Here is a 25,546-nt window from a genome sequence, read left to right on the forward strand (position 1 = left end):
CCCGGGGATGACGGCGTTTCATGTGCCAAGCGCCGCGATGACGATCGAACAGCGAGCCTCAGCCCGCCGCCTTCATCCGGCCGCCGCCGCGCCGGCGCTCCGCCGCGAGGCGCGCGGCAGTGCCGAAGGCGGTGAAAACGCCGCTGGAGAGCTTGTCCTGCCAGAACCGCCATTCCGGGTGCCACTGGATCGCCAGGTTGAAGCCCGGCGCGTGCGGCACGCGAAAGGCCTCGATGGTGCCGTCCTCGGCCTGCGCTTCCACCACCACGCCGGGCGCCAGCGTCGCCACGCCCTGGCCGTGCAGCGAGTTCACCCGCCAGCTGGTGGCGCCGGCCAGGCTCGCCAGCAGGCCGTCCCGCGCTAGGCTCACCTCGTGCACGGGGGCGTACTGGCCCTCAAGCGCCAGGCTGGAATCCTCGCGATGGTCGAAGCGGCCGGGCTGCTGGTAGAGCTTCTGGAACAGCGTGCCGCCGAGCGCGACATTCATTTCCTGAAAACCCCGGCACACGCCGAACAGCGGCACGCCGCGCTCCAGCGCCGCGCGGATCAGCGGCAGCGAGATGTCGTCGCGGTGCGGGTCGGCCGGCAGCGGCGGGTCGTGCGGCACGTCGCCATAGTGCTGCGGCCCGACATTGGACGGGCTGCCCGGCAGGAACAGCGCATCGACGAAATCGAGGATCTCGTCGATGACGATCCGCTCCGGCGCCATCTCGGCATCCACCGCCGAAATCGTGCCGGGAATGAGCACCGGCATCGCCTGGGCGCCGCGCGCCACCGCATAGATGTATTTTTCCGTGACGCCATGGACGACCTGCCCGTCCTTGGCCTTCACGTCGCTGATCACTCCGATGACCGGACGCATGCTGTCTCCTGCGCTCTGCCCGCCAGATGTGGCGCCCGCCCCCGCCGGCTGTCAACGGTATCCGCGCGCAGGCCCGCCTTGCACCGGACGCGCAAGCCGGCGCGCGAGCCGATGACGCCCCTCGCCTTGCGCCCGATCGCCGCTGCCGCCGGGACAGCCCGTCGCCAAGCGTTTCCGAGGATGATTCTTCGTGTATGAAGGGCCACCCCTCCGCCCGCAGGCCGCCGCCGGAAGCTCATGGTTTTTTCGTCCGTCACCTTTCTCTTCTATTTCCTGCCGGCGTTCCTGATCTGCTATTTCGCGACCCCGGGGCTGCGGGCGCGCAACCTGGTGCTGCTGGCGTTCTCGCTGGTGTTCTATGCCTGGGGCGGGCTGGCCAATGTACTGGTGCTGGCGGTGTCCATCGTCGCCAACTACCTCTTCGCCCTGCTGATCGACACCCGCACGGGGCCGTGGCGGCTGCGCATGCTGGGGCTGGCGGTGGCGCTGAACCTGTCCGGCCTCATCGCCTTCAAATATGCCGGCTTCCTCGCTGAGAACATCAATCTGCTGCTGCCGGCCGGCGCCCAGCTGCCGGTGGTGCACCTGCCGCTGCCGCTCGGCATCTCCTTCTTCACCTTCCACGCCATCTCCTATCTCGTCGACATCTATCGCGGGAAGGCGCGGGCCAATGGCCGGTTCGAGGAGATCGCGGTCTACATCACCATGTTCCCGCAGCTCGTCGCCGGCCCGATCGTGCGCTATTCCACCATCGCGCACCGCATCAGGGCGCGGCGCACCACGCTCGGGCGGGTGTCGGCGGGGCTGCGCATCTTCGTCATCGGCCTGTCCTGGAAGGTGCTGATCGCCGACGAGGTGGCGCCGCTGGTGAGCGTGGTGTTCGACAACACCACCGCCCCGAGCCTCGGCGAGGCGTGGATCGGCGTCTGCGCCTATGCGCTGCAGATCTATTTCGACTTCGGCGGCTATTCCAACATGGCGATTGGCCTCGCCATCGCGATGGGGCTGAAATTCCCGCGCAACTTCAATCTGCCCTATGGCGCGCTGTCGATCACCGATTTCTGGCGCCGCTGGCATATGAGCCTGTCGAGCTGGTTCCGCGACTACGTCTACATCCCGCTCGGCGGCAACCGGCGCGGCCATGTCTATACCGCGCTGAATTTGTGGACCGTGTTCCTGCTGTGCGGCCTGTGGCACGGGGCGAGCTGGACCTTCGTCATCTGGGGCGTGCATCACGGCACCTTCCTGGTGCTGGAGCGCACCCGCCTCGGCGCCGCCCTGCGCGCCGCGCCGCGCCTGGTGAACCACGCCTATGTGCTGCTGGTGGTGCTCACCAGCTGGGTCTGGTTCCGGGCGGAGAGCCTGCCGCAGGCGCTCGACCTGTTCGCCGGCCTTGCCGGGCTCAACGGGGTGGGTCCGCTTTCGGTCAATCTTCTGGCCGATCTGGAACCGGTGACGATCGTCATCATGGTGCTGGCCTGGCCGCTCGCCATGTTCGGCCTGCCGCAGCCGCGCCCGAAGCATCTCTCCGAGCGCGCGCGCCGCACTCTGTTCGGTATCACCGACACGGTGGTGATGGCGCTGCTGTTCGCGCTGTGCATCCTGTCGGTGGGGGCGGCGACCTATTCGCCCTTCCTGTATTTCCGGTTCTGAGGGGAGCGAGAACGATGGCGCTGCTCATGGCCTTCCGCCGCTGGTGGGCGATCCTCTTCGTCGCCATCCTTTCCCTGCCGACCCTCAGCCTGCTGCTGCCCGAAATGCCGGGGCCGATCCGCAACGTGCTGGCGCCGGAAGCGCGCTGGTGGGAACACGCCTCCGAGCGGCTCGACCCCTACATCAACAATTCCTTCGGCTTCCGCGGCCCGGTGCTGGCGGCGCATCGGCGCTATCTGCGCTTCATCGGCTCGGCGCCGGGCACGCGCGTGCTGTATGGCACCGATGGCAGCCTGTTCCTGCGCGACGACAACGCAATGGAACAGTCGATCGGCCAGCTGGTGCGTCCGCAGGCGGTGGAAAGACTGGCCATCCTCGCCCGCGAGCTGAAGGAGAAGATGACGGCCATCGGCGGCACCTTCGTTCTCACTTTGGCGCCCAATGCCCACACCGCCCGCTTCGAGATGCTGCCGGACTACATCCGCCAGCAACGGCAGGCGCGCAGCGAATATGATCTCGTCGCCGCGCGGATGAAGCGCGACGGCATCACCTTCGTCGATCTGCGCCCCTTCCTCGCCGAGGCCGCGACCCAGGGCCCGATCTATTATCGCTACGACACCCACTGGAACGCGCGCGCCGCGCTGGCGGCGTTCAATGCCGTCATGGCGGCGGCGGGACAGCCGCAGCTGGCGATCCCGGAATCGGAGGCCTTCGGCGCCACCCAGATACGCACGAGCGGCGATCTTCTCACCGTCGCCGGGATCACCAGCCGCGAGCCGCCCGATAGCGAATATGTCTGGAAGCCGCCGCTGGCCGGCCCGCACGACACCACCCCGCTGACCGGCATCGTCACCGCGCCACCGCCGGAAAAGGACGATTACGGCTTCGACGCCTTCGCCACCGGCCATGCCGGGCCGCGCATCATGGTGGTGGGCGATTCCTTCACCCAGAGCTACTGGCACAACCCGCTGGTCTACCGCGCCTCGGCGGCGGTGTGGATCCATCACGCCGCCTGCGAGTTCGACCGGGGCATCATCGACCGCTTCAAGCCCGACATATTGATCTACGCCCCGACCGAGCGCTTCCTCACCTGCAAGAACTGGAGCCGCACGCCCCTGCCCGCCGGCGGGTGACGCCACAGCAAGGCGGCCGCGGCGCCCGCCCCCACCCTTGCCTCTCCTCCCTGCCCGGCATTAAAACGCCGCAGCTTTTCCAGGCCGGATCACCGCCATGCCCCTCTCCCGCGACGAACTCCTCGCCCGGCTCGCCGAACTGGGGATTCCCACCCGCACGGTCGAGCATCCGCCGCTGTTCACGGTGGAGGATTCGCAGGCGCTGCGCGGCGACATCGCCGGCGGCCACACCAAGAACCTGTTCCTGAAGGACAAGAAGGGGAACCTGTTCCTCGTCGTGGTTGAGGAGGAGACACGGGTCGACCTCAAGAATCTGCACGTACCGCTGGGCGCGGCGAGCAAGCTTTCCTTCGGCAGCGCCGAGCTGCTGGAAGAGGTGCTGGGCGTGAAGCCCGGCGCCGTCACCGCCTTCGGCCCGGTCAATGATACGCAGGGCCGCGTCACCGTCGTGCTCGACGCCGAGCTGATGGCGCATGAGGCGATCAACTGCCACCCGCTGGTCAACACCGCCACCACCACCCTTGCCAGCGCCGACCTCGTCCGCTTCCTGCGCGCCACCGGGCATGAGCCGCTGGTGCTGGCGGTACCCCGCCGCAGCGAGGCGGGGGAGCCCGCCACCGCCGAGAGCTGAACGCCCCGTTGCATTCGCGGCGCGGCAGACCATTTTAGACGCCGAGCACAGCCCTATTGCGAGGACGACCCATGTTGCTGAACCAGCCCTCCTCCCCCGCCGGCAAGGGCGACGCGCCGGGCGGCGACGATGTGGTGATGGACGTCACCACCAAGAGCTTCATGAAGGACGTGGTCGAGGAATCGCGCCTGCGCCCGGTGCTGGTCGATTTCTGGGCCCCCTGGTGCGGCCCGTGCCGCCAGCTGACCCCTATCATCGAGAAGGTGGTGCGCGCGGCCAAGGGCAAGGTCCGCCTCGCCAAGATGAATACCGACGAGCACCCCGCCGTCGCCCAGCAGCTCGGCATCCAGTCGCTGCCCACCGTCTATGCCTTCGTCAACGGCCAGCCGGTCGACGGCTTCATGGGCGCGCAGCCGGAGGCGCAGATCAAGGCGCTGGTCGACAAGCTCGTCGCGGCCTCGGGCGGCGGCAACGACATCGCCGACATCCTCGCCAGCGGCGAGGCGGCCCTTGCCGAGGGCGATCTTGTCGGCGCGGCGGAAATCTTCGCCGCCGTGCTGGGCGAGGAGCCGGAAAATCTCGCCGCCATTGCCGGCCTCGCCCGCACCGAGCTGGCCGCCGGCAATCTCGAACAGGCGCGGGCCACCCTCGCTCTGGCGCCCGAGGCGGCCGCCAATGACAGCGCCCTCGCCGCTGTCCGCGCAGCGATCGACCTGGAGGAAGCCGCCGCCGCTCTGGGCGACGTGAAGGAGCTGGAGGCCAAGGTCGCCGCCAACCCGCTCGACCATCAGGCCCGCTTCGATCTCGCCGTGGCGCTCAGCGCCCGTGGCAAGCGCGAGGAGGCGGTCGACCATCTTCTGTCCATCGTCCGCAAGGACCGCGCCTGGAACGAGGACGGCGCGCGCAAGCAGCTGGTGCAGTTCTTCGAGGCCTGGGGGCCGACCGACGAGCACACCCTCGCCGGTCGCCGCCGCCTGTCCTCCCTGCTCTTCGCCTGACGCCGGCGGGGGTGCCCCCCGCCACCGCCGAGAGTCGCGCCAGACATCGCGCCAAAAGTCGCGCAAGGAACGTAATGGCGATCAACAAACCCTATACCGACCCGTCCGAGCTGGCGCCCATCATCCCGCTCTTCCCGCTGGAGGGCGCGCTGCTGCTGCCGCGCTGCCAGCTGCCGCTCAACGTGTTCGAGCCGCGCTATGTCGCGATGATCGATGCCGCTTTGGCCGGCAACCGGCTGATCGGCATGATCCAGACCGCGCCGGAGCAGCCGGCCCTCGCCGTGCCCGGCGCGCCTGACATCGTCGCTGTCGGCTGCGTCGGCCGCATCACCGAGATCGCCGAGAGCGGCGACGGGCGCTATCTGCTGAATTTGAGCGGCATTGCCCGGTTCAAGGTGGTGGCGGAGGTCGATTCCGGCACGCCCTTCCGGCAGGCCAAGGTCGATTACGAGCCCTTCCGCGCCGATTTCACCCCCAATGCCGGCGCCGAGGCGGTGGATCGCGGCACGCTGTTGCGCACGCTGGCCGATTATCTCGACGCCAACCGGCTGGAAGCGGACTGGAAGAGCATCAAGGACGCGCCGAACGAGGCGCTGGTCAACGCGCTCGCCATGATGGCGCCCTTCGGCCCGCGCGAGAAGCAGGCGCTGCTGGAAGCCCCCAGCCTCGCTTCGCGCGCCGAGATGCTGATCGCCGTTACCCAGATGACCATGGCCCGCACTGGCGGCGAGGGCGACGGCACGCTGCAATAGCGGGCGGGCGCGCCTTTCCACGAAAAGACGTGGATGGCCGGGCCAAGCCCGGCCATGACGTTGTTGGGGCTCAAGGCGCGGACAAGGCGATCACCGTCATCCCCGGGCCTGGCCCGGGGATCCACGACGTCCTCCCCGGTGTCACGGGGAGCGCGCCGCCTCCGAGAGACCAGTTCCGCTCGTTTCCCGGACAAGCTGCGCGCAGCGCACCGCCGATCCGGGACCCAGCACAACACTCCTGGCTGATCCCACTCACCCTTTCCCACTCACCCTTGCCACTGGGGATGCGGGACAGCCGGACGCCTTTTACTCCGCCGCCATCGGCGGGCGCGGCGTCGAATGCGGGCCGGCATCGACGGCGTGCAGCCCCGGGCGCACCATCGGGTCGGCGTGGTGCGCGTCCTCCTCGTCGCGGGCGCCGATGAAGCGGCCGAAGATCCGCGCCATCAGCCGGCCGAGATCGTCCATCAGCGTGAACACCGCCGGCACGAACACCAGCGAGAGCACGGTGGAGGCGATCAGCCCTCCGATGACAGCGATCGCCATCGGCGCGCGGAACGTGCCGCCCTCGCCCAGCCCAAGTGCCGAAGGCATCATGCCCGCCACCATGGCGATGGTGGTCATGACGATGGGCTGGGCGCGCTTGCGGCCGGCGTCGATCAGCGCCGTGGTGCGGTCGACGCCGGCATGCACCGCCTCGATGGCGAAATCGACCAGCAGGATGGTGTTCTTGGTCACGATGCCCATCAGCATCAGGAAGCCGATCACCACAGGCAGCGTCATGGCGTTGTGGGTAACGAGCAGCGCGATGAAGGCGCCGCCCACCGACAGCGGCAGGGCGATCAGGATGGTGATCGGCTGCAGCACATTGGCGAACAGCAGCACCAGCACCGCCAGCACCATCATCACGCCCGCGGCCATGGCGGTGGCGAAACCGCCGAACACTTCGGCCATGATCTCGGCATCGCCGGTTTCCTTCAGCACCACGCTGGCCGGCAGGCTCTTCGCCCCTGGCAGGGCATAGACTTCCGCCAGCGCCTCGCCGAGCTGGGTCTCGCCGGCAAGGTCCGCCTCGATGGCGACCCGGCGGGCGCGGTCATAGCGGTTGAGGCTGGAAGGGCCGGTGCCGAAGGAGATGTCGGCCACCGAGAGCAGCGGCACCGAGGCACCGGCCGCCGTCCGCACCTTCAGCGTCTCGAAGGTGGAGAGGTCGGCGCGCGCCTTCTCGTCGAGCTGCACCCGGATCGGGATCTGCCGGTCGCCGGCGGAGAATTTGGCGAGGTTCTGCGAGACGTCGCCCAGCGTGGCGATCCGCACCGTCTCGGCGATATCAGCCACCGACACGCCCATTTCCGCCGCTTCCGCCAGCTTGGGCACCACGCGCAGTTCCGGCCGCTCCAGCGCCGCCGAGGTCTGCACGTTGGAGAGCCCCTTCACCTTGTCGCGGATCTCGCGTTCCAGCTCCAGCGCCTTGGCCTCCACCAGCGCGCCGTCCGAGCCGGACAGAATGACGGTGAATTCGCGCCCGCCGGGGCCGGCCCCGCCCGAGGCGCCGAAATTGAAGCGCAGGTCGGGAAGGCGCGCGATCTCCTCGCGCAGGCGCATCTCGAACTCTTTCTGCGTCGCCGCGCGGTCGCTGCGCGGGACCAGGTTGACGATGATCGTCGCCTTGCGGACCTCGCCGCCGCTGCTGACCGAGTCCCCGGCCGAGCCCGAGCCGGCGGTGGCGAAGACGCTGGCCACCTCGGGCTGGGCCTTCAGCAGCCCGGTGATCTCGTCCACCGCCTCGCGGGTGGATTCCAGCGTCGCCCCCGGCGGCAGTTCCAGCGCCAGCACCGAGCGCGACACGTCGGCATTGGGAATGAAGCCGGAGGGCAGCAGGGTCGAGAGCCACATCGAGCCGATGAACAGCACGATGCCCGCCGCCACGGTGAGGAAGCGGTAGCGGATCGAGCGCAGCAGCAGCGCGACATAGGCGCGCTTCAACCAGCCATCCGGCTTTTCGCGGTGGCCGAGATCGCGCATGAAATAGGCCGCGAGCATCGGCGTCAGCAGCCGCGCCACCAGCAGCGAGAACAGCACCGCCACCGCCACCGTGATGCCGAACTGGCGGAAGTACTGGCCGGCAATGCCGCCCATGAAGCTGACCGGCAGGAACACCGCGACGATGGTCAGCGTGGTCGCCACCACGGCGAGGCCGATTTCGTCGGCGGCGTCGATGGCGGCGCGATAGGCCGATTTGCCCATCCGCATATGGCGCACGATGTTCTCAATCTCGACGATGGCGTCGTCGACCAGAATGCCGGTGACGAGCGTCACCGCGAGCAGGCTCACCCCGTTCAGCGAGAAGCCGAGCATGTCCATCACCCAGAAGGTGGGCAGGATGGACAGCGGAATCGCCGTCGCGGTGATGATGGTGGCGCGCCAGTCGCGCAGGAACAGCATCACCACGATCACCGCCAGCACCGCGCCCTCGATCAGCGTGTGCATGGCGGAGGTGTAGTCCGCCTCGGTGTATTTCACCGTCGAATCGATCAGCGTGATCGAGACGTCGGGATGGCGCTTCTCAAGGTCGCGCAGCGCCTGCGCCGTGCTCTCGGCCACCACCACGTCGGAAAAGCCCTTGGCGCGGTAGACGCCGAAGGCCACGACGGGCATGCCGTCGAGCCGGGCGAAGATGCGCGGTTCGGCCGCCCCGTCGGTGACGGTGCCGAGATCGGCCAGGCGCACATGGCGCCCGCCGGGAAGGGCGATGCGGGTCTCGGCGAGGTCGGCCACCGTGTTGGCGCCGCCGAGCGTGCGGACGGATTGCTCCTGCGTGCCGATCTCGCCGCGCCCGCCGGCGAGGTCGACATTGGTGGCGGCGAGCTGGCGGTTCACATCCGCCGCCGTCACGCCCAGCGCCGCCAGCTTGTCGGGGTCGAGCGAGATGCGGATCTCGCGCTCGACGCCGCCCTCGCGCTTCACCTGCGCGACGCCGCGCACGCCCTGCAGCGCCCGCACCAGCGTGTCGTCGACGAACCAGGACAGTTCCTCCGGCGTCATCGCCGGGGCGGAGGCGGCATAGGTGACGATGGCCATGCCTTCGACATCGACGCGCTGGACCAGCGGTTCCTCGATATCCTGCGGCAGATCGGTGCGGACCTTGGTCACCGCGTCGCGCACATCGTTCACGGCGCGGTCGACCTGCGTCTCCAGCTGGAACTCGACCACGGTGACGGACGAGCCCTCGGTGATGGTGGAGGAGATGTGCTTCACCCCCTGCACGCCCGCGATCGAGGTCTCGACGATCTTGGTAACTTGCGATTCAAGCTCGCTCGGCGCGGCGCCGGGCTGGGTGATGGCGACGGAGACGATCGGCACATCGATATTCGGCATGCGGGTGATCGGCAGCCGGTCGAACGTATAGAGGCCGATCGCGGTCAGCACCACGAACAGCACGATGGAGGGCACCGGCTTGCGGATGGCCCAGGCGGAGACGTTGAGAGCCATCAGACGCCTCCCTTGGCCGGGTCGGCGGCCAGCGGCACCGGGTTCACCCGGTCGCCATCGCGCAGGAAGCCGCCGGCGCGGGCGACGACGCTCTCGCCCTCGCGCACCCCTTCGGTGATTTCCACCACGCCATCGCCCTGCAGCCCGATCTTCACCGGGCGGCGGCGCACCGTGTCACCCTCGACCACGAGCACGAAAATGCCATCGGCGGCGAACTGCACCGCCGATTGCGGCAGCGCCACGCCCTGGTGGCGGGCGATCTCAATCACGCCCCGGCCATAGGCGCCCGGGCGCAGGCGCGGGTCGTCCGGCAGCGCCACCGCGACACGGGCGAGGCGCGTGGCGACATCGACCTTGGCGCCGACCAGGCGCACCGTGCCGTCCAGCGGCGTGTCGAAGCCCGCCGGCAGCACCGCGACCTTGAGGCCCGGCGTCACCCGCGGCAGCGCCGATTCCGGCACTTCGGCGTCGAGATCGATGGCGCCATCCTTGACGATGCGGAACAGCGGCTCGCTATTGGCCGAGAGCACGATGGCGCCGACGCGGGCCGAGCGGGCCGAGACGATGCCGGCCTGCGGCGCCTTGATCTCGGTGCGGGCGAGCCGCACCTCGATCTCGTCGCGCGTGGCCTTGATCTGGGCCGCCTCGGCCTCGGCGGCCGTCACCATTTCCTCCGCCGCCGTCACCTGGGCGGTGGACACCTTCACCCCGCGCTCGCGCTGGTCCAGCACTTCCTGCGAGGTGGCGCCGGTCTTGATCAGGGTGCGGGCGCGCTCGACAGCGGCATCCGCCTCGGTCAGCTGCGCCAGCATCTGCTGCAGCTGCGCCTTCTGCTGGGCGATGGCGGCCTGCGCCTTGGCGGCGTTGGCGGTGTTCTGGGCGAGCAGCGTCTCCAGCATGTCGCGCGAGAGGCGCGCCATCACCTGGCCCTGCTCGACCCGGTCGCCTTCCTCCACCAGGATGTCGGTGATCTGGAAGCCGTCGATCTGCGGGCCGACCATGATCTCCTCGCGCGCCACCAGCGTGCCGGTGACGGGCAGCCGCTCCACCACCTCGCGCACGGTGGCCGGCACCACGGAGATGGTGATGCCCTTGACCTCGTTCGGCGCCGGCGTGGCCACTTCGGCCTGGGCCGGCTCGGAAAGGCTCAGCCCGGCGGCGATCCGGTCGCGGAAGGCATAGCCGGCAAGGCCGACGACCACGGCGGTCATGGTGAGCGCGAGCGCGATACGCCCGCGAAAGGAGGCCGGCTTGACGGTCATGATGTGCGGTCCGGTGAAAGGCTCGGCGCCGCAGCGGGCGCCAGCATGCGGGCGATCAGGCCGGCCAGCGCCGGCATCATCTGGACGAGCGAAAGGTCGGGCTCGAAGCTCTGGCGCAGCACCAGCCCGTCGCCGATGGCGTTGATCATCACCATCACCACGTCGGGATCGAGCGAAGGGTCGATCTCGCCGCGCGCCTGGGCGGCGACGAGATGGGCACGGATCGCCGCGTTCATCTCGTCCTCGACCGCGTCGAAGGTCGGCTTCAGCGCCGGGTTGCGCGCCGCCTCGGCATAGATCTCCGGCCCGAGCGCCAGTGTCACCATCGGCGTCTCGCCGGAAAATAGCGCCTGCCCCATGCGGGCCAGCCCCTCGACAAAGCCCGGCGCGCTGTCCAGCAGCTCCAGGCAGCTCATGCGCACCGCCCGCTCCTCGTCGACAATGGCGACGATGATCGATTCCTTGGAGGGGAAATAGCGGTAGAGCGCGCCCGGGCTCATCCCGGCCTCGGTGCAGATCTGCTGCATGGAGGTACCGTGGAAGCCGGCGCGGGTGAAGCAGGCAATGGCCGCGTCCAGCACCCGCCGGCGCGGGTCGCGGCGCAGCTTCTCCACCGGCGCGGCGTTGGGCGCGGCGGCGGAATCCGGGCGGGCGGCCGGCTTCGCGCCAGGCTTCGCTCCAAGCTTCGTACCGGGTTTGGCACCGGCATCGGCCACGGGGAGGCGGGGAGCGTGGGTGTTCATGCACCTTCCATCACGGGAGCGAACGTTCGTTCGCATTTAGTCACGCAGGGAAATCGAGTCAAGAACGAACGTTCGTTCGCATCGGCGTCCGGCACCGGAAGTTCCGGCCCGGCGCGCCCGGCGGCTATTGCGCCGGCGCCACCACCGGCTGGAATTCGCGCGCAACCCGCTCATAGACCGGGCGCTTGAACGGGACGATCAGCCCCGGCGTGCGCTCCAGCCGCTCCCAGCGCCAGGCGACGAATTCCGGCTTGTGCTTCCCTCCACCCGGATGGAGCACGTCGATCTCGTCCTCCGTGCCGGTGAAGCGCAGGGCGATCCACTTCTGCGTCTGCCCGCGAAAGCGCCCCTTCCAGGCCTGCCGCGCCAGCGGCTCCGGCAGGTCATAGGCGAACCATTCCGAAGCCATGGCGAGCGGCTCGACCGAGGAGACGTTGGTCTCCTCGTAAAGCTCGCGCAGCGCCGCCTCTTCCGGGCTCTCGCCCTCGTCGATTCCGCCCTGCGGCATCTGCCAGGAATGCTGCGCGTCCACCTGCTCGGGCCCGCCCCGGCGCTCGCCGAGAAAGACCAGACCGTCGCGGTTGACGAGCACCACCCCGACGCAGGGGCGATAGGGAAGCTGGTCGAAGGGAATCATGAAGCCACCGCAGGACCTGTGAGCATTTTCGAGCGAAGTGGGTTCCGGTTCGCGTGAAGAAAATGCGTAGAACAAAAACCTGGAGCACTTCCGATGAACCGGCGTCACCGGAAGGCGCTCTGGGCGCACGTACCGGGCGGTAGCATAGGCGAGGAGCCGGGCGGCGCGTAGGGGTCGCGCCGGCCCGTGTGGTCACGGGGTTAACGCGGTCTCACTCTCGCCGGCGACAGGCGCCGCCGTGGCGGTGTCGAGCGCGCCGGGGCCCGCCATCACCTGGCTGCGTCCGGTGGCGCCGTCGAACACGGTGATGCTGACACCGTCATCGCCGGCCAGCGGCGCCCGCAGCGTCGGCATGTCGGCGGCGACGCCCATGGTGGGGAAGCCATCCGCCTGCAGCGCGAAGGGCGTGCTGGGCGGTGCGGCAGGCTCGCCGGCCCGGAACACATAGGCCGCCACCCCGACGCTGATCGCCGACAGGATGGCGAAGCCGAACACCCCGACCGCCGCGCAGTGCCGCGCGTGGTCGCGTCCGGCGTCGCGGCCCGGCAGGCCTTCGCCGGATGGCGCCTGTTGCGACCGGGGCGAGGAAAGCATGCGGAGAGGGGGCGCGCTGTTCATGGCTGCCTTTGTCGCCGCCGACCAAGGCGGGATCGGGGCAAAATCGGGCATTCGGCGCGGCAGCGCAAAAAAGGCGAGGCCCGCCTCGGGTAAGGCGGGCCTCGCGGTTCGGGAGAGCGCCGGCCCGGGGGCCGGCGGCATCACATCAGTTCGGCACGGAGGCCTTGGGGTCGGCGGGATAGGCGGCGTTCTTCTGCACGCCCTCGATCAGGTCGATCGCCAGCTTGAGCTGGGTGTCGTCCTTCGGGTCCGGCGGCACATAGGCCGGGGAACCGGTCTGCTCGTCCTCGCCATTCTTCAGATGGCCCTTGAGCGAGGCCTCGCCGCGCGTGGTCTCCACGCCGGCCGCCTCGGCCTTTTCCTTCACGTCCTGCGGCACGTCCTGCACCAGCTCAATATCGGGCTGGATACCCTTGGCCTGGATCGAGCGTCCCGACGGCGTGTAGTAGCGTGCCGTGGTCAGCTTGATCGCGGCATTGCCGGACACCGGGATCACGGTCTGCACCGAGCCCTTGCCGAAGGAGAGCGAGCCCAGCACCGTGGCGCGCTTGTGGTCCTGCAGCGCGCCGGCGACGATTTCCGACGCCGAGGCCGAGCCGCCATTGACCAGCACGATGATCGGCTTGCCCTTGGCGAGGTCGCCCGGCCGGGCGTTGCGACGCTCGGTCTGCTCGGGGTCGCGGCCCCGGGTGGAGACGATCTCGCCACGGTCGAGGAACGTGTCGGAAACGTCGATCGCCTGGTCGAGCAGCCCGCCCGGATTGTTGCGCAGGTCGATGATGAAGCCCTTGAGCTTGTCCTCGCCGATCTGCTGCGTGAGGTCGGCCACCGCCTTCTTCAGGCCCTCGCCGGTCTGCTCGCTGAAGGAGGTGATGCGGATATAGCCGATATCGTTGTTCTCGACCCGCGAGCGCACCGACTTGATGTTGATGATGTCGCGGGTGATCGACAGCTCGATCGGCTTGTCCGCGCCCTTGCGGACGATGGTCAGCTTGATCGGGGTGTTGACGGCGCCGCGCATCTTGTCGACGGCCTGGTTCAGGGTCATGCCCTTCACCTCTTCGCCGTCGAGCTTGGCGATGAGGTCGCCGGCCTGCACGCCGGCCTTGGCCGCCGGGGTCTCGTCGATCGGGGCGACGACCTTCACCAGGCCGTCCTCCATCGTCACCTCGATGCCGAGCCCGCCGAACTGGCCGCGGGTCTGCACCTGCATGTCGCGAAAATCCTTCGCGTCCATATAGGTCGAATGCGGGTCGAGCGAGGTGAGCATGCCGTTGATCGCGGCTTCCACCAGCTTCGCGTCTTCCGGCTTCTCGACATAATCGGCGCGCACGCGCTCGAACACGTCGCCGAACAGGTTCAGCTGGCGGTATGTGTCCGAGGCCGCCGCCATCGCCGCCGAAGGCTCAAGCAGCAGCCGCGGCTGAGTGGCACCGACCGCGATCAAGGCGCCGGCCGCCGCACCGAAGAGAAATACAGACGTCCTACGCATCATCCGCGTACCTTCTCGCTTTCGCTCGTCGCCCACCATGGCGTTGGATCGATCGAGTTACCATCCTTGCGGAACTCGACGTAGAGAATGGGTTGGGCGGTTCCAAGGCCGACCGACGACACGAGCTGGGGTCCGCGCCCCATCACTCCCACCGGCTCGCCGGACAGCACGAACTGACCCAATTCCACCGTGATCTTATCCATTCCGGCGAGCAGGATATGATAACCGCCGCCAGCATTGATAATTAACAGTTGTCCATATGAGCGGAAAGGCCCGGCATAGACCACCCAGCCATCGCTGGGGGAGGCCACCTGGGCCTCGATGCGGGTGCCCATGGACATGCCCTTTTCCTGCCCGCCATAGCCGTCATCGGCGCCGAAGGCCTTCAGCACCGCGCCGCCGACCGGCAGCTTCAGCAGGCCGCGCGCGTCCTCGAACGGCACGCCGGGCGCCAGCCGGCCGGGGTTCTGCAGCGCCGCCAGCCGGTCCGCCGGCCCCGCCCCGGCGCCTTGCTGCGCCTCGCTTTGCGCCGCCTCCTGCGCCGCCTTGCGGGTGGCGGAAATCTCGGTCTCCATCCGCTCCATCAGCTCGCGCACATTGCCCGCCTCGGCGGCCAGCGCGGCGGCGCGGGTCTTCTCCTCGGTCAGCGCCGCCTCGCCCTGCTGCAGCGAGTTCTTCTTCTCCTCGATCAGGGCGGCGGTGCGGGCGCGCTCATCGGCCAGCGAGCGTTTCAATTCTGCGAGAGCGTCGCGTTCGCGGGCGGTGTCCTGGCGCACGCGCTCCTGCGCGGCGAGTTCGCTGGCGAGCAGATCGGTCTCCGCCTTAAGTTCCGGCAGCACCGCGCCGAGCATCATGGCGGAGCGGATCGACTGCAGCGCGTCGTCCGGGCGCACCATCAGCGCCGGCGGCGGGCGGCGGCCGAGCCGCACCAGCCCGCCCAGCACCTCGGCCAGCACGGCGCGCCGGGCCTCGAGCGATTCCTTGATGTCGGCCGCCTCGCGGTTCAGCAGCAGCAGGCGCTGTTCGCTGGCGTCGAGCTTGGCCTCGGTCTCGCGCACCCGGATCGCGGTGTCGAGCAGCGCCTCGTTCAGCTTGGCGCGGTCGCCCTCCAGCGCCGCCATCTCGGCGGCGAGGCGCTGCTGGACGGCGGTGGAATCCTTCAGCTCGGCGTCGAGGCGCTCGATTCGCTGCTGCTGGTCCTGGCCCGCCCCTTGACCCGCCCCCGGTTCAGCGGGCGCCTGCGCCCGCGCGGGCGCCGCGAAAAGCCCCGAAAGGAGCCCCGCCAGCAGCACGCAGGCGCACGCCACCGCCCGGCGGGGCGGCCGGCGGCAGGGGGGCGAAGCGGTGCGGCGCGCGGGCATCGGCACAGGGAGGGGCCGGCAGGGTTAATGTGAGGTTAGCGCGCCGCCATCGCCCTCAGGCCTTGTGATAGGGGTGGCCTGCGAGAATGGTGGTGGCGCGGTAGATCTGTTCGGCCATCATGACGCGAACGAGCTGGTGGGGAAAGGTGGCGCGGCCGAAGGCGATGAGCCGGTCGGCGCGGGCGCGCACCGGATCGCTCAAACCATCCGCCCCGCCGATGATAAAGGCGAGCGTGCGCGCGCCACGGTCGCGCAGGGCGGCAATGTCGGCGGCGATCTGCTCGGAGCTCATCTCGACGCCGCGCGGGTCGAGCGCCATCACTGCGCCGGCCTCGGGCAGCGCGGCGAGGAGAGCGGTGCCCTCCTCGGCCATGCGGTCCTCGGCGCGGCGGGCGGCGCTCTCAGTGATCTCAGAGACATCCGGGCCGGAAAGCCCGAGCGCGCGCCCGCCCTTGCCGGCGCGGTCAAAATAGCGCGCGCACAATTCCCTCTCGGGCCCGGCCTTCAGCCGGCCCACCGTGAGAACGAGCAGGCGCAAGACGCGCTCAGCCGCGCGTCAGGGTCGCCGGGCCGCCGGGAACGGCAGCCGACCACATCTTCTCGATATTGTAGAACCCGCGCACTTCCGGCTGGAAGACGTGGACGATGACATCGCTCGCATCGATCAGCACCCAGTCGCAGGCCGGGAAGCCTTCGACCCGCACGCCCTTGACGCCATGTGCCTTGAGCGCCTCGACGAGGTGCTCGGCAATGGCGCCGACATGGCGCTGGGCGCGGCCGGAGGCGACGACCATGTAATCGGCGATGGTCGTCTTGCCGCGCAGTTCGATGGAGACGACGTCCTCGGCCTGGTCATCATCGAGACGGGCGAGAACGAGGGCAAGAATCTCCTCGGCGTCTAAACGCGCGTCAGAGACAGGTGCAGTCGCCGGGCTGTTGTCGGCCGCTGCAAGCGCCATGATGGACAGGGGTCCTGATCCTCTCGTCGAAACCGCATCGCCCCGGGCGGACCTCCCGCTCCGTGCATGCCCCCTTAGGATAGTGCGGATGGGCGCGATCTTCAACCGGGGGGTGGAGAGGGGGTGGGGGAAGCGCCCGAAGCGGTCTCTCGCCGAGGCCGCAACCAATATCTGGTTTGGGGTGGAAACCGGACTAGTGGCTTTTGGAGGAGCCCCCAGGAAAAGCGGACATTGGTCGGCTGGCGCATTCGGGGGCGACTGCGGCCAGACAGCTTTGGATGAGAGTGCAGCCCATAGCTATCGCCAACGTAATGCTGGTGCTTGGAGCGTTGGCAGATTTTCCCACTTTCGCGACTAGTCAAATCGGGACTTGACGAATTTGAGGTACGTACCTCATCTTGAGGCTGGTGCAAAAGGCAAAGTCTCTAGGAGGAGTGTTTGGATCCGAAATTCCTCATTAACCGCGAAGAAGCGTTGCGCGAACTTTATCCGGCCACGCATGACCTCGCTATTCAGAAGCTTCAGGAAAGTCTCGGAGTACACGCGCAAGAGTTTATACGACGTTCACCCTTCCTTTGTTTGGGCACGCAGGACCTAAACGGCAGGGCGGATGTGAGCCCACGTGGCGACCCGCCCGGTTTCGTCCGCATTTTGGACAGCAGCACGCTGGCTATCCCTGACCGTCCAGGCAACAACCGGTTGGACAGCCTGTCTAACATCATAGCAAATCCTGCCGTGGGTCTTTTGTTCATGATCCCCGGCTTCGACGACACCCTGCGCGTCAACGGAGTGGCACGTATAGTCATTGATCCGACACTTCTCGAGGCCTTGACGGTCAACAACCGCATACCCACTCTGGCAATCGTAGTGCAGGTCCGCGAAGTCTTCCTGCATTGCGCAAAAGCCCTCAGGCGCTCGCACATCTGGGAATCCGCTCATCATCAGGATCGCACGCAGATGCCTTCACTGATCAAGATGATATTGGATGAAACAACCGGGGCACCGGAAGAGGAGGAGATGCGAAAGATCGATGCCGGATTGGAGGAAGATTACAAGCAGACCATGTATTAACATCGATGGCAGGTCTGCTTCTGGGGCGGCATAGCTGGAGCGCCACCGTCTGAAATGGGGTCGCATGCCGACGGAGTAGGAAAGCGCCCGAGTGGCTGCAATGGGTCGATTAAGCCCGTCGACAAACGCACGGCCGACGGCCGCATTGCCAGCGGCGCTGCCCTCACCGGATTGCCCCAGCCCCCTCCCCCCGCGATTCATCTCTGGCCTGCCGGGCCAAGTTGGCGCACATATCGTCGGGCTGTTTTCGCCCGCCGAGAGGATCGCCAGGATGAATCGTCTCGCCGCGCTGGGAGTGGCCCTCCTCGCCCTCGCCCCCCTCCCGGCCCTCGCCCAGACCGTCGCCTTCGACCCCGACGCGCTTATCATCGAGGCGCGGGACATGGCCGAGCTGGCGCGAAAATGGTGCGCGGCCAATCCGGAGGTGGAGCATGTGCTGGTGCTGCCCGCCGCTCTGTTCGTCGACAGCGAACAGCTGATCTGCGACGGCAACCCCTACAAGCTCTACCGGCTGATCGAGCATGACGATCCCGATGATTTCGAGTATTTTCTCGATCCGCCCTTCACCAACACCATCCGCCTTGGCTGCGACGGCAAGGCCGGCCGCACGATGAAGAGTGTGGCGCTGAACTGCCGGCCGCTGCACCCCAAACCCTAGAGCCCGCGCCGATCCGATCGGTTCATCTGATCGGATCGCGCGCCAGAGCCCGCCCCTGCCCCGGATGCGCCCCATGCACGGCCTGCCCACCCGCCGCCATCTGCTGAAGGGCCTGGCCCTCTCGGGTCTGGTGCCGCTTGTGCCGGCCATCGCGCGGGCGCAGGCATCCACCCAGGCGCTCACCGTCGGGCTCATCGCCATCGGCCCGTGGCAGGATTGGGGGTGGAACCAGTCCTTCGCCGCCGCCGGGGCGGCGCTGCAGGCCGCCGGCGTCACGGTGATCGAGGCCGGCTATCTGCCCGAGAGCACCGATTACGACAGCGGCCGCGACGATGCCGAGACCCGCGCCTATGCGCAGGCGCTCGACGCGCTGGTGGCGCAGGGCGCGCGGCTGGTCATCTCTACCTCCTTCGGTCACGACCCGTTTCTGGTCGCGGCGGCGCAGCGGCACCCCGCGGTGAGGTTCCGCCAGGCCTCGGCGCTGGCCAACGCCGCCACCCCGGCCAATCTCGGCAGCCAGAACGCGCTGATCAACCAGGGGCATTATGTCAACGGCGTCGCCGCCGGGCTGTGCACCGCCAGCAACTCGCTCGGCTTCGTCGCCGGCCTGCCCTTCGCCCCGGTGCTGCTCAACGTGAACTCGTTCCTGCTCGGCGCCCGCGCCAGCAACCCGAACGCCAGCGTGCGGCTGCTGTTCACCGGCGGCTGGGAGGACGAGGCGCATGACGCGGCCGCCACCAATGCGCTGGTCGATGCCGGCTGCGATGTCATCACCTGCCATCTTGACGCGCCGAAGGTCGCCATCGAGACGGCGGAGGCGCGCGGGGTGAAGAGCTGCGGCCACGCGGTCGACCAGAACCCGCTGGCGCCCAAGGGCTACATCACCGGCGCGGATTATCACTGGGCCGGCCTGTTCGCGGGCTTCGCCCAGGGCGTCGCGCGCGGCGAGGCGCTGCCGAAATTCACTGTGGGCGGCTACGACACCGGCCTTGTCCGCTCCAGCCCGTTCGGCGCCGGGGCCACCGCGCCGGCGATCGCGGCGGCAGAGGGCGCCATCGCGGCGATGACGCGCGGGGAGCCGATCTTCACCGGCCCGCTCTTCGACAATAAGGGCCGGCAGGTGCTGGGGGCGGGCACCAGCTATGGCCCCTATGCCGACGAGCTGCAGCGCACCGACTATCTCCTCCAGGGCGTCATCGGCACGCTCCCGTGAGGCGCGGCGCGCGCCAGTCGCATCACTCGCCGCCCATCGCCGAACGCAGCATCGCGGCGGCCTCCGTCTGGGGGGCTTCCACGATGGCCTGATAGAGCCCGATCACAGCCGCGCAGAAATCCGCCGCCTGCTCGCGGTTCGGGTCATTCGCCTTCAGCAGGGAGATCTGTTCCGGCGTGTAGCGCGGGCGCATCTGGTCGATGGTGCGCGCAAGCATCCGCGCGACCGCAGCCTCATCATCTGCGGGACGCTCCGTCGCCGTCTCCACAAGGCGCGCCCCGATCGCTTGATATTCTTTGAGAGTGGCGGAGGGGAGCGCGTACTGGATGCGAAAATGGGCGCCGCCGCTCGCGCCAAATGTCGCGCATTGCCGCACGTTCCGGCCTTGAAGTATCTTTAGTTCATCAATCAGAAGACGCCCCAAATCGACCAGAGCGGCGTCGTCTGCCGACATCACATGATTCACAACCGCGTCAAACGAGTAGAATTTGAGTACATCATTGGCATCATCGAGCGTTCCACCATCGATGTAATTCTGGTGATACGCTTCCACCACCACCTCGAATTCATCGGGGTCATGCTGTTTCAGCCGATCGAGAATAGGCGCACTCCCCGTTATGTAGTCGACGAAGGATGCATCGGTCAGGTTCTGACCAAGTCCCGACAACGCAAAGTCGGATCCATCTGAAACGTCGGTAACAACATGGGCCGCCTGCAGTTCCGCAAGGGTCGGCTTCCATACATCATCGCTGGGTATGGCGACCGCCTTTTCCACAAACGCCTTATCATAGCCGAACGCAACCATGAGCGCCGATTGCTGACGGCTGACCGATTCAAGCTCGCTGATCGACATGCCCGGGAAGGCCGGCCCGTGGAATCCGAGCACCGCTTTCGGCACCATCCAGCGTTCCGTCCCTCCTGCGAAGGCAACGGTGCAGGCCGAGGCACAGAGGTTGGATACATAGGTCTGCAGCCCGGCCTCCCTGATGGCCTTGCTTAATCGGATACCTTCCCCGATGCGGCCGCCAATGCTGTTCAGGTGAACGACCTTGATCTGTGGCGACGCCTTCAGAATCGTCAGGAAGTCGTCTGTCAGGCCGAATTTGAATCCGCCGGTGATTTCGACTTCGGTGCCGTTGCGCATGATCCGCAAGCCGTAATCCGGTATCGTCGGGTCTCCGCGAAAGGCAACGGAATAGCCTTCCTTGAGCTGCGGAAAACCGCTCTCAATAAACAAAACGACGGTAAAAAACGTCCCAAATACGATGCTGAGCTTCGCAAGATTGGCCCACACCGCTTTCTTGCCGACCGACGTCCTCTTGGCGATGTTGTTATTGGCCGAGCGCCACACACCGACATATTGCCAGATCGTCACGAACAGCAGGAATATCCAGAAATAGACAAAGTACCCAAATATCACATATGGATAATATCCCTGATTAATTTGAATAAAAACCGTGATCGCAACGGTTACTGCGAATACAGCCGCGAAAATGGCCGCGCCGAACACCCAATAGGTAACGCCGAGCGAATAGTATCCCCGCCAGTAATTGCCCAGGATATTCCAGCTTCGAACGGCTTTCGCGGCGGGCGCCGGGTCGGCGGCGACCGGATTGGCGTCGCCGGCCGTCGCATCGTGCCGAGACGCCAGCGCCAGCACCGGCGCCGAAAGCGCCGTTTCGGCGTCGCCGTCCGGATCGGACTCGGCGCTTGCGACTGGCGCCGGCAAGGCGAGCCGCTGCCTCACGGCCGTGCGGCGCGCATGCAGCAACAGAAGGACCAGACAGGCCGCTTGAGGCGCGGCGTAAAGAACCAGCCCTTCGATGAAATCTCCCTGGTAGGTCAGGGATCTGACGGCCAGAACCAGACCGGACGACACAAGAGCCGCCAGGTAGGGGGAAATAATGCCCCGCAGACACACGAAGCTGAACCAGGTCAAGACGGCATTGATGGACAGAAGGCCAATTATGTAGCCGACCATTTGAGCAGTCACGACACGGCCTCCAGCACACAACCAAAGGATGCCATGATGACCGCCAGATTACGATGTCGGGCGCATTTTCGAGCGACGGGGACTCCGGTTCACGTGACGAAAATGCGTGAGAGCAAAAACCGGGAGCCCGCGCCGATAGCTTGCCTCGCACGCGGATCGGATATCGCCAGCCGGCCGGTGTCGCCCAGCCGCGCGCTCACCCGCCGGCCTGCCTGATCCGGGTCGAGGACAGCGGCGATTTCAGCCCGTGCAGGAACACCCAGGCCGGCGGGCGCATGGTGGCGAGCGCGGCGGCCTCAATCTCCGGCACCCGCCAGCGGGCCAGCGCGGCGGCGGCGGGGCCGGCCATGGCGGGGAAGGTGCAGCCGGGCCGGTCGATCACGGCGAAGGGCACCAGAGCCGCGATGTCGCGCCAGTGCTGCCAGCGGTGGAAGGTGGCGAGGTTGTCCGCCCCCATCAGCCAGACGAAATGCACCCGGGGAAAGCGCCGCACCAGCGCCGCCACCGTGTCGAAGCTGTAGCGGGTGCCGAGCCCCGCCTCCAGCCCGGTCGGCAGCAGCGCCGGATGGTCCGCCACCGCGCGCGCCTGTGCCAGCCGCTCGGCCAAGGGGGGCAGCGCGCGGTTGTCCTTCAAGGGGTTGCCGGGCGTCACCAGCCACCACACCCGGTCGAGCCGCAGCTTTTTCAGCGCCAGCAGGCTGGCGGCGCGGTGCGCCTCATGCGCCGGGTTGAAGCTGCCGCCATAGAGCCCGATCCGCATGCCCGGCGCGAGCGGGGGGATGCGGGCGAAGGGCGTCGCCGGGGCGGCGCCAAGGCCCCTCACCCCAACCCTCTCCCCGATGGGGAGAGGAGGAGCGTCGTCGCTCTCGCTCACGGCCGGATCTGGCCGGTGCCGCGCACGCGGTATTTGAACGAGGTCAGCTGCTCGGCACCCACCGGGCCGCGCGCATGCATGCGGCCCGTGGCGATGCCGATCTCGCCGCCGAAGCCGAACTCGCCGCCATCGGCGAACTGGGTCGAGGCGTTGTGCACCACGATGGCGGAATCGACCTCACTCAGGAACCGCTCGGCCACCTCTGCGTCCTCGGTCAGGATGGCGTCGGTGTGGTGCGAGCCATAGGTCTCGATATGGTCGATGGCGGCGCCCACCCCGTCCACCAGCTTCACCGAGATCACGGCGTCGAGATATTCGGTGCGCCAGTCCTCTTCCGTTGCCGCGCTCACCCGCGTATCCGCCGCCTGGGTGTCGGCGTCGCCGCGCACCGCGCAGCCCTCATCGAGCAGCATGGTGACGAGCGGGGCGAGCAGGCGGGCGGCGTCGGCCCGGTCCACCAGCAGGGTTTCGGCCGCCCCGCACACGCTGGTGCGGCGCAGCTTGGCGTTCTTGACGATGGACAGCGCCTTGCCGAGGTCGGCGCCCTTGTCGACATAGATGTGCACCAGCCCTTCCAGATGGGCGAAGACCGGTACCCGCGCCTCCGCCTGCACGCGGGCGACGAGGCTTTTGCCGCCGCGCGGCACGATCACGTCGAGATTGCCGCCGAGCCCGGCGAGCAGTTCGCCCACCGCCGCGCGGTCGCGGGTCGGCACCAGCTGGATCGCGTCGGCGGGAAGGCCGGCGCTGATGAGCCCTTCCACCATGGCGGCATGGATGGCGCGGGAGGAATGGAAACTGTCCGAGCCGCCGCGCAGGATCACTGCATTGCCGGCCTTCAGGCACAGGCTGCCGGCATCGGCCGTCACATTGGGCCGGCTCTCATAGATCACGCCGATGACGCCGAGCGGGGTGCGCACCCGCTCCAGGCGCAGCCCGTTCGGCCGCTCCCAGCTTTCCGTCACCTGCCCCACCGGGTCGGGCAGCGCGGCGATCTCCTCCACCGCGCCGGCAATGGCCTCCAGCCGGCCTTCGTTCAGCACCAGCCGGTCCTGCAGCGCCGCGCTCATGCCCGCCGCGCGGGCGGCGGCGAGGTCGTCTTCATTGGCGGCGAGAATGGCGGGGGGGGGGGCCCGGATGGCGCGGGCGGCCGCCATTAACCCGTCGGCCTTCGCCTGCGCCGGGGCGAGCGCCAGCGCGCGGGCGGCGGCGCGGGCGCGCTGGCCGATAGCGGCCATCACCGCGTGCACATCCGCCGGAACACGCGGCGCCGGCGCGCCGAGAGTGGTCTCGGTGGCGGAAGCGTCGCGCAGGGCGGAGGAGGCGGTCATGACGTCACCCATCAGTTTTTTCGGGGGTGGTTAAAGCGGGCGCCCTGTCTAGCACAGCCGGGGCTTCCGGCACCAAAGCGAAATGGCAAGTGCCGCGCTCTTTACCAGGACGCGCCGGCGTGAATCGCATTTGCGACTTGCCATTTGCCCCCGGGCATCCGATGTCACGCCCACATGCCCGCCCGCTGAGGCGCTTCCGCGAGGAGACCGCCGCCCTTGTTTCGCGCCTTCGACATTGCCTGGGACGCCTTCTGGCGCTTCGTCGAGGATGATGGCTGGGCGATTGCCAGCCACATCGCGCTTTCCGCGCTGATGTCGCTTTTCCCCTTCCTCATCTTCGTCACCGCGCTGGCGGCGTTCTTCGATTTCAAGAACCTCGCCGACGAGACGGTGCAGCTGATGCTGGAGGCGTGGCCGGCGCAGGTGGCCGACCCGATCGGCCGCGAAATCCGCAACGTCTTGACCCAGGTCCGCACCGACGTGCTGACCATCGGTGTGGTGCTGGCGATCTACTTCTCCTCCAACGGCATTGAGAGCCTGCGCATCGGCCTCAACCGCGCCTATGGCATGCGCGAGGCGCGCTCCTGGTACTGGCTGCGCCTCGAATCCATCGGCTATGTCGTGGTTGGCGCCGCCGGCCTGCTGGCGCTGTCCTTCCTGGTCGTGCTCGGCCCGGTGCTGTGGCTCGCCGCCGTGCGCTATGTACCGGCGCTGGAACCGTTCGGCTGGGTTATCACCTTCCTGCGCTATGCCGCGACCTCGGCGATCCTGATCGTCGCGCTTGTCGTGGCGCATATGTGGCTGCCGGCGGGACGACGCTCCCTGGCCGATGTGGCGCCCGGCATCTTGGTGACGCTCGGCCTGTGGCTAGCCGCTGGCGCCGCCTTCGGCCGCTATCTCGCGGAATTCGCCGGCAATTATGTCACCACCTATGCCGGCCTCGCCTCGGTGATGATCGCGCTGGTCTTCCTCTACACCACCGCCTCGATCTTCGTGTATGGCGGCGAACTCAACGCCGCGATCCGCCGCGCCCGCGAAGGGCGGCTCTAGGGCGACCTCTCGGCGGAACCTCCCCGCTCTCCCATCGCTTGACCCTCGTCAAGGCGCCCGGGCGCGTTCCGGGCGCCCAATGGCGTATTGGGTTCGAGATGGCAAGGAGGCTCGCATGAGCACCAGCTACGACAAGATGAAAATCGAGGAAGGCGCGTGGGTCGTCGTCTGCGACGGGCGCAAGGCGCTGATCCTGTGCAACAAGGGCGACGCCCTCTTCCCGAACCTGCGGTCCCACGAGGTGCATGAGCAGGACAACCCGCCCACCCGCGAGCAGGGCACCGACCAGCCCGGCCGGGTGCACCAGTCGGTGGGCTCGGCGCGCTCCTCGGTGGAGCCGACCGACTGGCAGGAAGAGGGCGAGCGCGCCTTCATGCGTCAGCTCGCCGCCCGGCTGGACGCCGCGGTGACGGCGGGCGAGGTGAAGTCGCTGGTCATCGTCGCCGCCCCGCGCTCGCTCGGCGCGCTGCGCCCGCATCTGTCCAAGGGCGTGCAGGACATCCTTGCCGCCGAGGTGGACCGCGACATGGTCAAGCTGCCGATCCACGAGATCGAGAAACATCTGGCCGCCTGAGCCGCCGGTTTCCCCGCAGGGAAAAAGAAGATTACCTTCTCCCCGCCGCCGGCCCGCCCGGCGGCGGGGTTTTGCGTCGGGGCGGTGCTGTGCGCGCTGCCGTGCCGGTGAACCGATGCGCCTCCCGCCCGTATTGCCCTGCGACGCGGATCGCCCGCCTGCCGCCGGCCAGAAAGGCCCACGAGCCCT

At 68.1% G+C, this 25,546-nt stretch carries 23 protein-coding genes; 10 read left to right on the plus strand and 13 right to left on the minus strand.

Translation table 11 applies throughout. The features are described 5' to 3' along the window. Positions 1-58 precede the first annotated feature (58 nt). Positions 59-862, minus strand: a complete 804-nt coding sequence (locus tag A3M1_RS0106590; RefSeq protein ID WP_018388164.1) for a gamma-glutamyl-gamma-aminobutyrate hydrolase family protein — start codon at positions 860-862, stop codon at positions 59-61. A gap of 237 nt (positions 863-1,099) precedes the next feature. Between A3M1_RS0106590 and A3M1_RS0106595 the strand changes: the two genes are divergently transcribed. The 5 genes from A3M1_RS0106595 (at position 1,100) to A3M1_RS0106615 (ending at position 6,029) form a co-directional block, all read left to right on the plus strand. Further along, positions 1,100-2,515, plus strand: a complete 1,416-nt coding sequence (locus A3M1_RS0106595) for an MBOAT family protein (protein ID WP_018388165.1) — start codon at positions 1,100-1,102, stop codon at positions 2,513-2,515. A gap of 14 nt (positions 2,516-2,529) precedes the next feature. Beyond that, positions 2,530-3,648 carry a hypothetical protein gene (locus A3M1_RS0106600; RefSeq protein WP_018388166.1) on the plus strand — a complete coding sequence of 373 codons (1,119 nt, stop codon included), beginning with the start codon at positions 2,530-2,532 and terminating at the stop codon, positions 3,646-3,648. 97 nt (positions 3,649-3,745) lie between these two features. After that, the gene (locus A3M1_RS0106605) at positions 3,746-4,279 is read left to right on the plus strand and encodes a prolyl-tRNA synthetase associated domain-containing protein (RefSeq protein ID WP_018388167.1); all 534 of its coding nucleotides are present in this window, start codon (positions 3,746-3,748) and stop codon (positions 4,277-4,279) included. Positions 4,280-4,350: 71 nt separating this feature from the next. Next, entirely contained in the window at positions 4,351-5,277 is a 927-nt protein-coding gene (gene trxA / locus A3M1_RS0106610; RefSeq protein ID WP_018388168.1) for a thioredoxin, read from the plus strand. Between the two features lie 74 nt (positions 5,278-5,351). Then, entirely contained in the window at positions 5,352-6,029 is a 678-nt protein-coding gene (locus tag A3M1_RS0106615) for an LON peptidase substrate-binding domain-containing protein (protein WP_018388169.1), read from the plus strand. A 306-nt stretch (positions 6,030-6,335) separates the two neighbouring features. On the opposite strand, the gene A3M1_RS0106620 is transcribed toward A3M1_RS0106615, so the two are convergent. The 9 genes from A3M1_RS0106620 to rsfS all read right to left on the minus strand — a co-directional run bounded on the left by A3M1_RS0106620 (position 6,336) and on the right by rsfS (position 16,593). Then, a complete protein-coding gene (locus tag A3M1_RS0106620; protein WP_018388170.1) occupies positions 6,336-9,521 on the minus strand; it encodes an efflux RND transporter permease subunit in 3,186 nt (1,061 codons plus the stop codon). Continuing rightward, a complete protein-coding gene (locus A3M1_RS0106625; protein WP_018388171.1) occupies positions 9,521-10,783 on the minus strand; it encodes an efflux RND transporter periplasmic adaptor subunit in 1,263 nt (420 codons plus the stop codon). Before A3M1_RS0106625 ends, A3M1_RS0106620 begins: the two co-directional genes overlap by 1 nt. Then, a complete protein-coding gene (locus A3M1_RS0106630; RefSeq protein ID WP_018388172.1) occupies positions 10,780-11,526 on the minus strand; it encodes a TetR/AcrR family transcriptional regulator in 747 nt (248 codons plus the stop codon). Before A3M1_RS0106630 ends, A3M1_RS0106625 begins: the two co-directional genes overlap by 4 nt. Before the next feature lie 124 nt (positions 11,527-11,650). Continuing rightward, positions 11,651-12,163, minus strand: coding sequence for an RNA pyrophosphohydrolase (locus tag A3M1_RS0106635; RefSeq protein WP_018388173.1), 513 nt, complete (start codon positions 12,161-12,163; stop codon positions 11,651-11,653). 192 nt (positions 12,164-12,355) lie between these two features. Then, positions 12,356-12,781 (minus strand): hypothetical protein, encoded by a 426-nt coding sequence (locus tag A3M1_RS0106640; protein WP_245261594.1) that lies wholly within the window; start codon positions 12,779-12,781, stop codon positions 12,356-12,358. 145 nt (positions 12,782-12,926) lie between these two features. Continuing rightward, positions 12,927-14,276 carry a S41 family peptidase gene (locus A3M1_RS0106645; RefSeq protein ID WP_018388175.1) on the minus strand — a complete coding sequence of 450 codons (1,350 nt, stop codon included), beginning with the start codon at positions 14,274-14,276 and terminating at the stop codon, positions 12,927-12,929. After that, complete coding sequence (locus A3M1_RS0106650; RefSeq protein WP_018388176.1) at positions 14,273-15,565, minus strand: murein hydrolase activator EnvC; 1,293 nt, start codon at positions 15,563-15,565, stop codon at positions 14,273-14,275. The genes A3M1_RS0106645 and A3M1_RS0106650 overlap by 4 nt, the downstream gene beginning before the upstream one ends. A 124-nt stretch (positions 15,566-15,689) precedes the next feature. Next, positions 15,690-16,172 carry a 23S rRNA (pseudouridine(1915)-N(3))-methyltransferase RlmH gene (gene rlmH / locus A3M1_RS0106655; RefSeq protein WP_018388177.1) on the minus strand — a complete coding sequence of 161 codons (483 nt, stop codon included), beginning with the start codon at positions 16,170-16,172 and terminating at the stop codon, positions 15,690-15,692. A 7-nt stretch (positions 16,173-16,179) separates the two neighbouring features. Next, positions 16,180-16,593: a ribosome silencing factor gene (rsfS, locus tag A3M1_RS0106660; protein WP_018388178.1), complete on the minus strand. Its 414-nt coding sequence runs from the start codon at positions 16,591-16,593 to the stop codon at positions 16,180-16,182. Between the two features lie 438 nt (positions 16,594-17,031). On the opposite strand from rsfS, the gene A3M1_RS0106665 reads away from it, so the two are divergent. The 3 genes from A3M1_RS0106665 to A3M1_RS0106675 all read left to right on the plus strand — a co-directional run bounded on the left by A3M1_RS0106665 (position 17,032) and on the right by A3M1_RS0106675 (position 19,535). Continuing rightward, a complete protein-coding gene (locus tag A3M1_RS0106665) occupies positions 17,032-17,664 on the plus strand; it encodes a pyridoxamine 5'-phosphate oxidase family protein (RefSeq protein WP_018388179.1) in 633 nt (210 codons plus the stop codon). Between the two features lie 271 nt (positions 17,665-17,935). After that, positions 17,936-18,322: a hypothetical protein gene (locus tag A3M1_RS0106670; protein WP_018388180.1), complete on the plus strand. Its 387-nt coding sequence runs from the start codon at positions 17,936-17,938 to the stop codon at positions 18,320-18,322. Between the two features lie 73 nt (positions 18,323-18,395). Continuing rightward, a complete protein-coding gene (locus A3M1_RS0106675; protein WP_018388181.1) occupies positions 18,396-19,535 on the plus strand; it encodes a BMP family ABC transporter substrate-binding protein in 1,140 nt (379 codons plus the stop codon). A 22-nt stretch (positions 19,536-19,557) separates the two neighbouring features. Here A3M1_RS0106675 and A3M1_RS0106680 read toward each other — a convergent pair whose 3' ends face one another. The 3 genes from A3M1_RS0106680 to A3M1_RS0106690 form a co-directional block, all read right to left on the minus strand. After that, the gene (locus tag A3M1_RS0106680) at positions 19,558-21,528 is read right to left on the minus strand and encodes a hypothetical protein (protein ID WP_245261595.1); all 1,971 of its coding nucleotides are present in this window, start codon (positions 21,526-21,528) and stop codon (positions 19,558-19,560) included. A 196-nt stretch (positions 21,529-21,724) separates the two neighbouring features. Further along, the gene (locus A3M1_RS0106685) at positions 21,725-22,351 is read right to left on the minus strand and encodes a nicotinate-nucleotide adenylyltransferase (protein WP_018388183.1); all 627 of its coding nucleotides are present in this window, start codon (positions 22,349-22,351) and stop codon (positions 21,725-21,727) included. Positions 22,352-22,398: 47 nt separating this feature from the next. Then, on the minus strand, positions 22,399-23,640 hold the full coding sequence (locus A3M1_RS0106690; protein ID WP_371258779.1) for a glutamate-5-semialdehyde dehydrogenase: 1,242 nt from the start codon (positions 23,638-23,640) through the stop codon (positions 22,399-22,401). A 309-nt stretch (positions 23,641-23,949) separates the two neighbouring features. Here A3M1_RS0106690 and A3M1_RS0106695 point away from each other — a divergent pair, with 309 nt between their 5' ends. Next, positions 23,950-24,783, plus strand: a complete 834-nt coding sequence (locus A3M1_RS0106695) for a YihY/virulence factor BrkB family protein (RefSeq protein ID WP_018388185.1) — start codon at positions 23,950-23,952, stop codon at positions 24,781-24,783. Between the two features lie 115 nt (positions 24,784-24,898). Continuing rightward, the gene (locus A3M1_RS0106700; protein ID WP_018388186.1) at positions 24,899-25,357 is read left to right on the plus strand and encodes a host attachment protein; all 459 of its coding nucleotides are present in this window, start codon (positions 24,899-24,901) and stop codon (positions 25,355-25,357) included. Positions 25,358-25,546: the final 189 nt, after the last annotated feature.

Source organism: Ancylobacter sp. FA202 (assembly GCF_000380205.1).
GTDB lineage: Bacteria > Pseudomonadota > Alphaproteobacteria > Rhizobiales > Xanthobacteraceae > Ancylobacter.

What these genes read in the sequence shown, in the direction of transcription:
- A3M1_RS0106590 (WP_018388164.1), bottom strand. Translation starts at nt 862, where the DNA reads ATGCGTCCGGTCATCGGAGTGATCAGCGACGTGAAGGCCAAGGACGGG.
- A3M1_RS0106595 (WP_018388165.1), top strand. Translation starts at nt 1,100, where the DNA reads ATGGTTTTTTCGTCCGTCACCTTTCTCTTCTATTTCCTGCCGGCGTTC.
- A3M1_RS0106600 (WP_018388166.1), top strand. Translation starts at nt 2,530, where the DNA reads ATGGCGCTGCTCATGGCCTTCCGCCGCTGGTGGGCGATCCTCTTCGTC.
- A3M1_RS0106605 (WP_018388167.1), top strand. Translation starts at nt 3,746, where the DNA reads ATGCCCCTCTCCCGCGACGAACTCCTCGCCCGGCTCGCCGAACTGGGG.
- trxA (WP_018388168.1), top strand. Translation starts at nt 4,351, where the DNA reads ATGTTGCTGAACCAGCCCTCCTCCCCCGCCGGCAAGGGCGACGCGCCG.
- A3M1_RS0106615 (WP_018388169.1), top strand. Translation starts at nt 5,352, where the DNA reads ATGGCGATCAACAAACCCTATACCGACCCGTCCGAGCTGGCGCCCATC.
- A3M1_RS0106620 (WP_018388170.1), bottom strand. Translation starts at nt 9,521, where the DNA reads ATGGCTCTCAACGTCTCCGCCTGGGCCATCCGCAAGCCGGTGCCCTCC.
- A3M1_RS0106625 (WP_018388171.1), bottom strand. Translation starts at nt 10,783, where the DNA reads ATGACCGTCAAGCCGGCCTCCTTTCGCGGGCGTATCGCGCTCGCGCTC.
- A3M1_RS0106630 (WP_018388172.1), bottom strand. Translation starts at nt 11,526, where the DNA reads ATGAACACCCACGCTCCCCGCCTCCCCGTGGCCGATGCCGGTGCCAAA.
- A3M1_RS0106635 (WP_018388173.1), bottom strand. Translation starts at nt 12,163, where the DNA reads ATGATTCCCTTCGACCAGCTTCCCTATCGCCCCTGCGTCGGGGTGGTG.
- A3M1_RS0106640 (WP_245261594.1), bottom strand. Translation starts at nt 12,781, where the DNA reads ATGAACAGCGCGCCCCCTCTCCGCATGCTTTCCTCGCCCCGGTCGCAA.
- A3M1_RS0106645 (WP_018388175.1), bottom strand. Translation starts at nt 14,276, where the DNA reads ATGATGCGTAGGACGTCTGTATTTCTCTTCGGTGCGGCGGCCGGCGCC.
- rsfS (WP_018388178.1), bottom strand. Translation starts at nt 16,593, where the DNA reads ATGGCGCTTGCAGCGGCCGACAACAGCCCGGCGACTGCACCTGTCTCT.
- A3M1_RS0106670 (WP_018388180.1), top strand. Translation starts at nt 17,936, where the DNA reads ATGAATCGTCTCGCCGCGCTGGGAGTGGCCCTCCTCGCCCTCGCCCCC.
- A3M1_RS0106675 (WP_018388181.1), top strand. Translation starts at nt 18,396, where the DNA reads ATGCACGGCCTGCCCACCCGCCGCCATCTGCTGAAGGGCCTGGCCCTC.
- A3M1_RS0106690 (WP_371258779.1), bottom strand. Translation starts at nt 23,640, where the DNA reads ATGGCCGCTATCGGCCAGCGCGCCCGCGCCGCCGCCCGCGCGCTGGCG.
- A3M1_RS0106700 (WP_018388186.1), top strand. Translation starts at nt 24,899, where the DNA reads ATGAGCACCAGCTACGACAAGATGAAAATCGAGGAAGGCGCGTGGGTC.